This window comes from Streptomyces sp. Root1310 (assembly GCF_001426425.1).
Classification (GTDB): domain Bacteria; phylum Actinomycetota; class Actinomycetes; order Streptomycetales; family Streptomycetaceae; genus Streptomyces.
In genome coordinates this window covers 462,475-473,750 of sequence record NZ_LMEQ01000023.1, presented here as the reverse complement: position 1 = coordinate 473,750, position 11,276 = coordinate 462,475, and the positions used below count along the sequence as shown (strand labels likewise).

Annotated in this window: 9 protein-coding genes; 5 read left to right on the top strand and 4 right to left on the bottom strand. The window is 72.5% G+C overall.

Features of this window, described 5'->3' with window-relative positions; all coding sequences use genetic code 11:
- Positions 1–71: 71 nt before the first annotated feature.
- The 3 genes from ASD48_RS26220 to ASD48_RS26210 all read left to right on the top strand — a co-directional run bounded on the left by ASD48_RS26220 (position 72) and on the right by ASD48_RS26210 (position 3,728).
- Positions 72–638, top strand: coding sequence for a hypothetical protein (locus tag ASD48_RS26220; protein WP_057604162.1), 567 nt, complete (start codon positions 72–74; stop codon positions 636–638).
- A gap of 62 nt (positions 639–700) precedes the next feature.
- Positions 701–2,788: a SpoIIE family protein phosphatase gene (locus ASD48_RS26215; RefSeq protein ID WP_057604161.1), complete on the top strand. Its 2,088-nt coding sequence runs from the start codon at positions 701–703 to the stop codon at positions 2,786–2,788.
- Positions 2,789–2,864: 76 nt separating this feature from the next.
- Complete coding sequence (locus ASD48_RS26210; RefSeq protein WP_057604160.1) at positions 2,865–3,728, top strand: DNA-formamidopyrimidine glycosylase family protein; 864 nt, start codon at positions 2,865–2,867, stop codon at positions 3,726–3,728.
- A 178-nt stretch (positions 3,729–3,906) separates the two neighbouring features.
- On the opposite strand, the gene ASD48_RS26205 is transcribed toward ASD48_RS26210, so the two are convergent.
- The 3 genes from ASD48_RS26205 to ASD48_RS26195 form a co-directional block, all read right to left on the bottom strand.
- Positions 3,907–4,569, bottom strand: coding sequence for a zf-HC2 domain-containing protein (locus ASD48_RS26205; RefSeq protein WP_057604159.1), 663 nt, complete (start codon positions 4,567–4,569; stop codon positions 3,907–3,909).
- A gap of 141 nt (positions 4,570–4,710) precedes the next feature.
- A complete protein-coding gene (locus ASD48_RS26200) occupies positions 4,711–5,226 on the bottom strand; it encodes a hypothetical protein (RefSeq protein ID WP_057604158.1) in 516 nt (171 codons plus the stop codon).
- 156 nt (positions 5,227–5,382) lie between these two features.
- Positions 5,383–5,934 (bottom strand): sigma-70 family RNA polymerase sigma factor, encoded by a 552-nt coding sequence (locus ASD48_RS26195; protein WP_054241199.1) that lies wholly within the window; start codon positions 5,932–5,934, stop codon positions 5,383–5,385.
- 223 nt (positions 5,935–6,157) lie between these two features.
- Between ASD48_RS26195 and ASD48_RS26190 the strand changes: the two genes are divergently transcribed.
- Positions 6,158–7,309 (top strand): CapA family protein, encoded by a 1,152-nt coding sequence (locus ASD48_RS26190; protein WP_057604364.1) that lies wholly within the window; start codon positions 6,158–6,160, stop codon positions 7,307–7,309.
- A gap of 31 nt (positions 7,310–7,340) precedes the next feature.
- Here the strand turns inward: ASD48_RS26190 and ASD48_RS26185 are convergent, their stop codons facing one another.
- The gene (locus ASD48_RS26185; protein WP_057604157.1) at positions 7,341–7,814 is read right to left on the bottom strand and encodes a universal stress protein; all 474 of its coding nucleotides are present in this window, start codon (positions 7,812–7,814) and stop codon (positions 7,341–7,343) included.
- Positions 7,815–7,901: 87 nt separating this feature from the next.
- Here ASD48_RS26185 and lysX point away from each other — a divergent pair, with 87 nt between their 5' ends.
- Positions 7,902–11,168, top strand: coding sequence for a bifunctional lysylphosphatidylglycerol synthetase/lysine--tRNA ligase LysX (gene lysX, locus ASD48_RS26180; RefSeq protein ID WP_057604156.1), 3,267 nt, complete (start codon positions 7,902–7,904; stop codon positions 11,166–11,168).
- Positions 11,169–11,276 lie beyond the last annotated feature (108 nt).

Sequence of the window (11,276 nt, the reverse complement as noted above, 5' to 3'; positions counted from 1 at the left end):
CCGGTTGCGTGACCATGTCGGGTGAAGCAGACAATAGTGGGCGAATCACCTCCGGGTGAGGGATCGAGACGATGTACGAGACGATGCGGGAGAACGTGGTGCGACTACCCACTGCCACTCTCCTCACCGCCTGCGCGCTCTCGGCGGCGCTCCTCGTCGCCGGACGCGGTGGTGCGGGGGAGAAGATCACGATGCCGGGCGCGGACGGCGTCGTCCCGGCGGCCGAGGGACGCGTCGTCTCCGGCGACCCCTTCAGTGGCCTCTTCGCCGACCCCTCGGCGGCCGACCCGGACTCCGGTCCGTCCCTCGCCGACGCGGGCGCGGACACCGGTCCCGGGGCGGCACCCGGCTCCGGTCCCGGTGACGACCTCGGTTCCGGCGAAGGCCTGGGCTCCGGGGAAGGCCCGGGCGAAGGCCTGGATTCCGGCGAAGGCCTCGGCTCCGGCCTCGACCGGATCGCCGACCCCGGTGAGATCGGCCCCGAGACCGTCCCGGAAGTCCCCGACCTGCCCGACGGTGGCGGGCTGATCCCCGACGGGCCCGACGAGTCCGGCGTGTCCGGTGAGTCCGACGAGTCCGGCGCCCAGGACCGGTCCGGCAGCATCTTCGGCAGCCCCCTCGACGTCGTCATGGGCTGACCGTGGTCCCGGGCCCCGGTTCCCCGGTCGAAGAATCGGGCAAACCCTGGCAAGGTGGCCCCATGGTTGATCGGGGAGCGAGCGCCCTGTCCCTCCCGGACGACTGGCCCGCCCACCCGGACGCGATCCTGGCGCTCAACCGCATGGGCAGTTTCGACTGGGACCTGGACTCGGGGCAGTTCCACATGGACGCCCGGGCCCACGAGATCTTCGACCTGCGGCCCGACGAGTACGACGGCGACCCCGCGAACCTCTCCGTCCGGGTCCCGCCGGCCGAGGGGATCCGCCTGGACGAGCTGGTCGCCCAGGCCATCAAGGACGGCAGCGAGAACTACGGCGCCTACTTCCGGATGCGGTTGCGCGACGGCACCCTGCGCTGGACCCACACCCAGGGCTACATCCGGCGCGACGGGACCGGCCGGCCGCGTCGCATCGTGGGCATCGTGCGGGACGCGACCGACGAGCTCAGCGACCTCGCCGCCCGCAGCGACGAGGCGGCCCTCGACGACGCGCGCCGCGAGCAGACCAACGTCGTCCAGCTCACCACGGCGGCCCTGGCGCACGCCCGCACCGTGGGTGACGTGATCGACGTCCTCAAGGACACCCACGGCCTCACCCATCTCGGCGCGACCAGCCTCGTCATGGGGCTGGTCGAGGCCGGCCGGATCCGGCTCATCGCCGAGGGCCCGGAGGGCAGTTTCGTGCCCGGCACGCTGGTCACCCGTCTCGACGAGCCCTACCCGATGAGCGAGGTGGTGCGCACCCTCACCCCGCGCTTCATCGAGTCGCCGGAGGAGTTCGCGGGCGGCTACCCCGTGCTGTGGCCGCACCTCACCGATCTGAAGATCACCTCGGCCGCCTATCTGCCGCTCATCGTGCAGGCCCGCCCGATCGGCGCGATGGGCCTGCTCTACAGCGACCGCCGGGGCTTCACGCAGGAGGACCGCAACATACTCGTCGCCCTCGGCAGCAGCATCGCGCAGAGCCTTCAGCGCGCGATGTTCTACGAGCAGGAGAAGGACATCGCGCAGGGCCTCCAGCAGGCCATGCTGCCGCGCACCATCCCCAGCGTGCCGGGCGCCGACGTCGCCGTCCGCTACCGTGCCGCCACCATCGGCGGCTCCCTGGGCCGGGACATCGGCGGCGACTGGTACGACCTGATCCCGTTGCCCGGCGGCAGGGTCGGTGCCGTCATCGGCGACGTCCAGGGCCACGACACGCACGCCGCGGCCGTCATGGGCCAGCTGCGCATCGTCCTGAAGGCCTACGCTGCGGAGGGCCACACCCCGGCCACCGTGATGGCCCGGGCCTCGGTCTTCCTGCACGAGCTCGACACCGACCGCTTCGCCACCTGCCTGTACGCGGAGGCCGACCTCTCCACCGGAGTCGTCCAGGTGGTCCGCGCCGGGCACATCGACCCGCTGCTGCGCGGCCTCGACGGGACCTGCCGGCGCGTCGCGGTGCCCGGCGGGCTGCCGCTCGGTCTGTCCGCCGAGTTCGGCAGCCTCGAGTACCCGGTCGGCACGGTGGAGCTCGACCCCGGCCACACGCTGCTGCTGTGCACCGACGGGCTGGTCGAGCAGCCCGGCACGGACGTCGACGACGGCATGCGGGCCCTCACCGAGCTGATCGCCGCGGGTCCCGCGGACGTCCGGAAACTGGCCGACCAGCTCATCGAGGTCGCCGAGGAGCGCGGCGGGGACGACGACGTGGCCCTGCTCCTGCTGCGCCGGCGCGGCCCCGACTGCCCCCAGGCGGGCAGCCGGCTCCAGCAGCATGTCGCCCCCGGCGATCCGGAGGCCCTCAGCGAGGCCCGGCACATGATCCGCGCGGCCGTCCGCACCTGGGGCGCCCGGGACCGCTCCGACGAGATCGAACTGGTCGCCGACGAACTGATCACCAACGCGCTCATGCACACCGAGGGCGCCGCGATCGTCACCCTGCGGGTGCTCACCGGCACCGAACACCGGCTGCGCGTCGAGGTGGAGGACTCCTCCAGCGCCCTCCCGCGCCGCCGTGAGGCGGGCGAGTCGGGGGTCTCCGGGCGGGGCCTGCTGCTGGTGGACCTGCTGACCGACGCATGGGGAGTGGAGGCGCGGGGCGGCGGCAAGTGCGTGTGGTGCGAGTTCGTGGTGGCGGAAGGGACCTGAGCCGGGTACCGGAGCGGACCTGAGCCGGTGCCCGAGCGGACCTGAGGACTCGGGTTCCGGATGGCACTCTGGACGTATGCCGGAACTCCCCGAGGTCGAAGCGCTCAAGGACTTCCTGGCCGAACATCTCGTCGGCCACGAGATCGTCCGCGTGCTGCCCGTCGCGATCAGCGTGCTCAAGACGTACGACCCGCCCGTCACCGCCGTCGAGGGCCGCGAGGTCACCGCCGTGCACCGGCACGGCAAGTTCCTCGACCTGGCGACCGGTGACGGCCCGCACCTCGTCACGCACCTCGCCCGTGCGGGCTGGCTGCACTGGAAGGACAGGCTCCCGGACGGTCCGACCCGCCCCGGCAAGGGCCCCTTGGCCCTGCGGGTCGCCCTGGAGACGGGGGCGGGCTTCGACCTGACGGAGGCCGGCACCCAGAAGCGGCTCGCCGTGTACGTCGTCCAGGACCCGGGGCAGGTCCCCGGCATCGCCCGGCTGGGCCCCGACCCGCTCGCCGCCGACTTCGACGAGGCCCGCTTCGCCGCGCTCCTCGCCGGTGAGCGGCGGCAGTTGAAGGGCGCCCTGCGTGACCAGAGCCTGATCGCGGGTGTCGGCAACGCGTACAGCGACGAGATCCTGCACGTGGCGAGGATGTCCCCGTTCAAGCTGGTGGCCGGCCTGACGCCGGAGGAGACCCACACCCTCTACGAGGCCCTGCGCGGCACGCTCACGGAGGCGGTAGAGCGCTCACGTGGCCTGGCGGCGGGCCGTCTGAAGGCCGAGAAGAAGAGCGGTCTGCGCGTCCACGGCCGCACCGGTGAACCCTGCCCGGTCTGCGGCGACACCGTCAAAGAGGTGTCCTTCAGCGATTCCTCGCTCCAGTACTGCCCCACCTGCCAGACCGGCGGCAAGCCGCTGGCGGACCGGAGGATGTCCCGGCTGCTGAAGTAGCCCCGGCCCGGTCGGCCGGTCAGTCCGTCGGCCGGTCAGCCGGTCAGTCCGTCGGCCGGTCAGCCCGTCGGCCGCAGCCCGTCGGTCGGCCGTCCCGGCCCCGGACCGTACCGGCCCGTCCCGTCCCGCCGAGACCCCGCGTCGGCACCGAGTGACCTGAACTCACTCCGTGCAGGCGTCAGTGGGCCTCTAGCGTCACCAGGTGCTCCCCGCCCGAGGTGCGCAGCTCGTAGCGGGCGATCTCGTCGGGGTGCCAGGCCGCGGCGCCCTGCATGGTGTTGGGACGGGCGTCGTGCTTGGGGACGTTCCAGCTGGTGACCGTCTGCTCGGAGCCGTCAAGGCCGACCGCGATCAGCCGGCAGGAGCGGGGGCCCGCCCCGTCCTTGACCTCGAGCTCCACATGGCTGCCCCACGCCTCGTTCTCGGTGGTGACCTGCGCCCACACCCCGGACTTCTCGTCGGTCGCGGCGACCCGTACGGCGCTCTCGCCCTCACCGCTCGCGCTGCCCGCCATCATCGCGACCACGGGGCCGGCCAGGGCGATCACCACCGAGGCGGCAACGGCGTACAGCACCCGCCGGCGCACGGCCCGGTGGCGGGTCGCCACCTCGGCGAGCAGCCGGTCCAGCAGCTGCGGGCCGGGTCCGGCGAAGGGGTGCACGGCACGCGGGGTGGCGCGCCGGTAGAGCATCATCTGCCGTGCGGTGGGGCCGAACTCGGTGACCTGCGCCGCACACTGAGGACACTCCATGAGGTGGTCCTCGAAGCGGAAGGCTTCCGCTTCGTCCAGCACGCCGAGCGCGTACGCGCCGACGTCGCGATGCCTTTCCAGGGACCTCATGCCGAAACCTCGTGCCTTTGAGTGCCAGTGGGGTTACTCCTTGCTCCCACCGGTACGCACCCGGCCGCCGAATCACTCAAGCCACGTACCGAATCGTGACCCAGATGTTCGGAGCGCTCCGGCCCGCGGATTGGTGCGAATCTAAAAAAGATGAATCGCCAGGTGGCCGAGGGGCAGTCCGAGCTGCCAGGCGGGTGTCCAGACCTTGGGTCCCTCGTCCTCGCCGACCACCGGCGCACCGCCGGGAACCGCGTTGAGATCGGGAGCGAGCAGCTCCGTCTCCTCCAGCCAGCGCCAGGCGGCGGCCGCCAGGTCGAGATCGGGAGCCGGTCCGTCCGACTGGGCTGCCTCGGCCCTCAGTTGAGACATACGTTCCTCGACCCAGTCCTGCCACGGCTGGTCGTACGCCGTGAGCGAAAGCCATGTCTCGAGCTGAGTGACGACCCGGATACCGGGCAGTTCGCCGTCGGTGTCGGAGAGGAAGATGGTGAGCGCCAGGGCGTCACGTCCGGCGCGGAACTCGAAGGACGTCGGCGGCATGAGATCGCCGGTCCGCAGCAGTTCGTCGGCGATGTACTCGGCATACAACCAGGCCATGGGGACGGTGAGTTCACCGCCGCCGGTGCCGTCCGTGCTCTGGTGACCTCTGTGCAGCATCCTTTCCTGCCTTCCTCCGGTGCTTGCGCTCGCCCGTTGCCGGGACGCTGGGGACCCGGTCACCGGGCTCCATCCGGAACACGGATAAGGACACCCGATTACTCAAAGGGGGTCCTCGGCAAGGCGCTTTACGGAGGCTTGACCCAGTCGTGGGTTTCAGCGCAGGTCGGCCGCGTATCCCGGAAGCACCCGGCGCAGGGCGCGCAGCGCGTAGTACGCGCGGGACTTCACGGTACCGGGCGGAATTCCGAGGGCTTCGGCGGCCTCCGCCACACTGGCCCCCTGGAAATACACCAGCACCAGGACTTCACGGTGCTCCGGAGTGAGTGTCTTCACAGCCTCGCGCACATCGAGGGTGGCGGCCGCCCGTTCGGCGTGGTCGGCGCAGACGGGTGACGCGTTCTCCAGCACCGCGTCCCCGACCTCCGCGGGCCGCGCCTGCCGGGCCCGCCGCGCGTCGATCGCGAGCCGCCGGCCGACGGTGAGCAGCCAGGGCCGTACCGAGTCGAAGGCGTCGGCGCGCAGGGCCTCGGGATGCTGCCAGGCGCGTACCAGGGTCTCCTGGACGAGGTCCTCGGCGCGCTGGCGGTCGCCGTCGCACAGCCTCAGCAGGAGCGCGAAGAGCGGCCGGCCGTGCTCGCGCTGGAGTGCGGCGAGTTCGTGCTCGGCGGTCGTCGTCCGGGCGGTGAGGGTGGTTCCGGCGGTCATGGGCGTATGGCACCGCAGTGCGCCGTTTCGGGACAGGGCACGCACACGGGTCTGCGGCGGACGGTCGATCGCGTCGACGAACGGTTCGACGAACGGTCCGGGCTACGCCGATCGCGGGCATCGGTCCTGGACGAAGGGAGTGCCGGGGCGGACCGCCGCCTCCCATGGATTAGTACTGATCCATGGGTAAATATGACAATTCATGGGAAGTGGGGTGAAGCCGGTGATCGCCCGCAGACACCAGGTGGCCCTGGCCCTGACGGCCCTCCTCGCCTCGGCCGCCGCCTGCCAGGCCCGGGACCACGGACCGGGCGAGCGTCCCGGCCGCCCGGCGCCGGCCGCCGCCCGCGGCTTCACGCTCGTCGCCTCCGGCGACATCCTCCCGCACACCACCGTCATCGACCGCGCCGGCTTCGAGGCCGGGGGCACCGGCTACGACTTCCGCCCGATGCTCGCGGGCATCAAACCCGTCGTCTCCGGCGCCGATCTGGCGCTGTGTCACATGGAGACCGTGTACGGCGCGAACGGCGTCTACACCGGCTACCCGGACTTCAAGTCCCCGCCGGAGATCGCCGGGGCCCTGGCCGCGACCGGCTACGACGGCTGCTCCACCGCCTCCAACCACAGCCTCGACGACGGCGCCGCCGGCGTGCAGCGCACCCTCGACGCGCTCGACGCCGCCGGCGTACGGCACGCGGGCACCGCCCGCACCGAGGCCGAGGGCAACTCGGTCACGCTGCTGCGCGCGGGCCCGGCGAAGGTCGCCCACCTCGCCTACACCTACGACACCAACGGTCACCCCGTCCCGCCCGGACAGCCCTGGACCGTCAACCTCCTCGACGAGAACCGGATCCTCGCCGACGCCAAGGCCGCCCGGAAGGCGGGCGCCGACGTGGTCGTCGTCTCCGTGCACTGGGGCACCGAATGGCAGGACGCGCCGGACGACCGCCAGCTCACGCTGGCCCGCACCCTCACCGCCTCCCGCACGGGCGGCCGCCCCGACATCGACCTGGTCCTCGGGACGCACGCCCACGTCCCGCAGGCCTACGAGAAGGTCAACGGCACCTGGGTCGTCTACGGCATGGGCGACCAGATCGCGGGCGAGATGTTCAACCACCAGGGCGTCCAGGACGCGCGCGGCAACCAGTCCACCGTCGCCCGTTTCACCTTCGCCCGGCCCGCGCGGCCCGGCGGCCGCTGGGAGGTGCGCAAGGCCGAGTTCGTGCCGCAGCTGTTCGACATCGACGCCGGCCGGGTGGTCGACCTCAACAAGGCCCTCGCCCGGGGCGCGGACGTCGAAGGGGTGCGCGACCGGATCAGGCAGGTCGTCCTCGGCCGGGGCGCGGCCAAGGACGGTCTGGTGATGGGGAAGTGAGCCGGCCGCAGCGCTCACGGGGTGGCCGGGGCTACGGCACCACCGTCACCGGCCACCGTCCCGCCTTCACCAGCCGCACCGCGACGGATCCCACGATCCGGTGGCCGGCCTGTTCGGAGGCGCCCACCACCACCGCGTCCGCCTTGAGCTGGTCGGCAGCCTTCACCAGGCCGCCATAGGGGTCGCCGCGGAAGGTGTGGAACTCCCAGCGCACGTCGAATATCCCCCGGGTGCGCTCGGTGGCCTCCCGGATCTGCGCGACCAGGTCCTCGGCGATCTCGTCGGTCGTCTCCGCCACCGGCGCCCCGAGCGCCGCGCCCGCCACCAGCACCGGCTGCACGTACACCACGGCGAGCAGCGCGTGCTGGCGGCGGGCCAGGCCACCGGCGTAGGCCGCGGCCCGTAGGGAGGAGTCGGAGCCGTCCACCCCGACGAGGATGACCTTGGGTCCGTCCGTACCCCGCTCGAACTGGTGCGCGGGCTGCTGCGAGTGCTGTTCCGTCACGGCCAGAGGCTATCGGAAGCCGCAGGTCCGGCCGGTGCGCGGGCCGCTCGACGGGCGGTACGGGCCGGGTGTTCCTAGAGTCGGAACATGAGTGCCACCGTGCGGACCGCCACGGCCGCGGACACCCCGGGCCCTGCACGGCGGGCACCCGGCCGCGTCCTCGGCCGGGTGCCCGAAGGGTTCGCGGCCTTCTTCGGCGCCCTCGGCCTGCTCTGCGTCCTGCTGGCCCTGATCCCGCCGCTGCGCCGCCTGCTGCGCCCGGTCGTCCGCTTCCTGGACCTGCTGATCGTCCCGGTCAGCGCCAACCTCGCCTACGCCGTCTTCCTCTTCCTGCTGGCCGCGGCCACCGCCGCCCGCAAGAAGGCCGCCTGGTGGCTGGTCGTCGTCTACCTCGCCCTGCTCGTGCTCACCGACCTCCTCGGTGTGGCCGTCGGCCTGTACGCACAGTCCGTCCCGTCCCTCGTGGTGTGCGCGCTCGCGCTGGCCCTCCTGGTCGTCGCCCGCGGGCAGTTCTACGCCGCCTCCCGCCGCGCGGCGGTCCGGCGGGCGCTCGCCGTGCTGCTCGCCGGGCTGGTCCTGGCGATCCTCGCGGGCTGGGGACTGGTGGAACTGTTCCCCGGCACCCTGCCGGCGGGCCAGCGCCTCGGCTGGGCCGCCAACCGGGTCCTCGGCGGCCTGGTCTCCGCCCGTTCCTTCGACGGCCGTCCGCCCCGCCCCCTCTTCTTCCTCCTCGGCCTCTTCGGCGCCGTCGCCCTCCTGAACGCCGCCGCCACCCTCTTCCGCTCCCAGCGGATGGAAGCGGCCCTGCACGGCGACGAGGAAGCACGGATCCGCGCCCTGCTCAAGGCGTACGGCGACCAGGACTCCCTGGGCTACTTCGCCACCCGGCGCGACAAGGCCGTCGTCTTCTCACCCAGCGGCAAGGCCGCCGTCACCTACCGCGTCGAGGCCGGTGTCTGTCTCGCCAGCGGCGACCCCGTCGGCGACCGCGAGGCCTGGCCGCACGCCATCGCCGCCTGGCTGGACGCCGCCCGCCTGCACGCCTGGGCGCCCGCGGTCATGGGCGCCTCCGAGGACGGCGCGAGGGCCTACGCCCGCGCCGGACTCGGCGCCCTGCAACTCGGCGACGAGGCCATCCTGCCGGTCGCCTCCTTCGACCTCGGCGGCCGCGAGATGCGGGTCACCCGGCAGGCCGTGAACCGGGTGCGGCGCACCGGCGCCTCCTGCCGGGTCCGCCGCCACTCCACCCTCACCGACCGGGAGATGGAGGAGGTCGTCGGCCGGGCCGACGCCTGGCGCGACACCGAGACCGAACGCGGCTTCTCCATGGCCCTGGACCGCCTCGGCGACCCCGCCGACGGCGACTGCCTCCTCGTGGAGGCCCTGGACGACGGCGGCCGTCTCCTCGCCCTGCTCTCCTTCGTCCCCTGGGGCCGCGACGGCATCTCCCTGGATCTCATGCGCCGCGACCGCTCCGCCCCCAACGGCGTCATGGAGTTCATGGTCGCGGACCTGTGCGCCGCCGCCCCGAAGCTCGGCGTGCGCCGGATCTCCCTCAACTTCGCCGTCTTCCGCTCGGCCTTCGAGGAGGGCGCCCGCATCGGCGCCGGACCGGTGCTGCGGCTGTGGCGCCGGCTGCTGCTCTTTTTCTCCAAGTGGTGGCAGCTGGAGGCCCTCTACCGCTCCAACGCCAAGTACCACCCCGAGTGGTACCCCCGCTTCCTCTGCTACGCCGACGCCGGCTCCCTCGCCCGGGTGGGCCTCGCCTCCGGTATCGCCGAGGGCTTCGTCTCCGTGCCCTCGCTGCGCAAGCTCTGGGGCAACCGCAACGCCAAGGGCGGGCCGCGCCCCGCCACCACCGAGGGCCTGCCGCCACTGGCGGCACTCGGCCTCGACGGAGGGGACGAGGCCGGGGACGGCGGTCCGGACGCGGGCCTGCCCGAGCAGGTCCGCGTCCGGCACCGCAAGCTCGACCGGCTGCGCGCCGAGGGCGTCGACCCCTATCCGGTGGGCGTCCCGGCGCGCACCCACACCCTCGCCGCGATCCGCACGGGGGAGACGGTCACCGTCGCGGGCCGGATCATGCGGGTGCGCGACTTCGGCGGCATCGTCTTCGTGACGCTGCGCGACTGGTCGGGCGACCACCAGCTCGCCCTCACCCACGAGGCACTCGGTTCCTTCAGGTCCGACACCGACCTCGGCGACCACCTCGTCGTCACGGGCACGGCCGGGACGAGCGACAAGGGCGAGCCCACCGTCTTCGTCACCTCCTGGCAGCTCACCGCCAAGTGTCTGCGCCCCCTGCCCGACAAGCGCCGCGGCCTCACCGACCCCGAGGCCAAGGTCCGCATGCGCTACCTCGACCTGGTCGCGAGCCCGGCCGCCCGCGATGTCGTCCGCGCCCGCTCGCACGCCGTACAGGCTCTGCGCCAGGGCCTGTTGGAACGCGGCTACCTCGAGGTCGAGACCCCGATGCTCCAGCAGATCCACGGCGGCGCCAACGCCCGTCCCTTCACCACCCACATCAACGCCTACGACCTCGACCTCTATCTGCGCATCGCCCCCGAGCTGTACCTCAAGCGGCTGTGCGTCGGCGGCCTGGAGAAGGTCTTCGAGATGGGCCGCACGTTCCGCAACGAGGGCGTCTCCTACAAGCACAACCCCGAGTTCACGATGCTGGAGGCCTACCAGGCGTATGCCGACTACGACGTCATGCTCGACCTGGTCCGCGAGCTGATCCAGGGCGCGGCCACGGCCGCCTTCGGCTCGCCGGTCGCCCGCAAGGACGGACGGGAGTACGACATCTCGGGGGAGTGGCCGGTCCGGACGGTCCACGGCGCGATCTCCGAGGCGCTCGGCGAACAGATCGACCCCGACACCCCGCTGACCCTCCTGCACCGGCACTGCGACCGGGCCGGGGTCCCGTACACGCCGGACGACGGCCGGGGCGACGTCGTGCTCGAGATGTACGAACGCCTGGTCGAGGAGAGGACCCAACTCCCCACCTTCTACAAGGACTTCCCCACCGACGTCTCCCCGCTCACCCGGCAGCACCGCGTCGACCCACGGCTCGCCGAGCGCTGGGACCTCGTCGCCTTCGGCACTGAACTGGGCACGGCCTACTCCGAGTTGACGGACCCGGTCGAACAACGCCGTCGCCTCACCGAGCAGTCCCTGCTCGCCGCCGGCGGAGACCCCGAGGCGATGGAACTGGACGAGGACTTCCTCGACGCCCTCGAGTACGCGGTGCCCCCGACCGGCGGCCTCGGCATCGGCGTCGACCGCCTGGTCATGTTCCTCACCGGTCTCACGATCCGCGAGACCCTGCCGTTCCCGCTGGTACGACACCGCTGACCCGGCACCCTTCAACTGTTCGGACCGACCGGCACTGCGCCGGGCGGGTGGAATCGTGCCGCCGGTCCGGTGCCGGTGTGGTGGGTCGGGGGCCCGCCGGGCGACTGA

What these genes read in the sequence shown, in the direction of transcription:
- ASD48_RS26210 (WP_057604160.1), top strand. Translation starts at nt 2,865, where the DNA reads ATGCCGGAACTCCCCGAGGTCGAAGCGCTCAAGGACTTCCTGGCCGAA.
- ASD48_RS26215 (WP_057604161.1), top strand. Translation starts at nt 701, where the DNA reads ATGGTTGATCGGGGAGCGAGCGCCCTGTCCCTCCCGGACGACTGGCCC.
- ASD48_RS26220 (WP_057604162.1), top strand. Translation starts at nt 72, where the DNA reads ATGTACGAGACGATGCGGGAGAACGTGGTGCGACTACCCACTGCCACT.
- lysX (WP_057604156.1), top strand. Translation starts at nt 7,902, where the DNA reads ATGAGTGCCACCGTGCGGACCGCCACGGCCGCGGACACCCCGGGCCCT.
- ASD48_RS26200 (WP_057604158.1), bottom strand. Translation starts at nt 5,226, where the DNA reads ATGCTGCACAGAGGTCACCAGAGCACGGACGGCACCGGCGGCGGTGAA.
- ASD48_RS26205 (WP_057604159.1), bottom strand. Translation starts at nt 4,569, where the DNA reads ATGAGGTCCCTGGAAAGGCATCGCGACGTCGGCGCGTACGCGCTCGGC.
- ASD48_RS26195 (WP_054241199.1), bottom strand. Translation starts at nt 5,934, where the DNA reads ATGACCGCCGGAACCACCCTCACCGCCCGGACGACGACCGCCGAGCAC.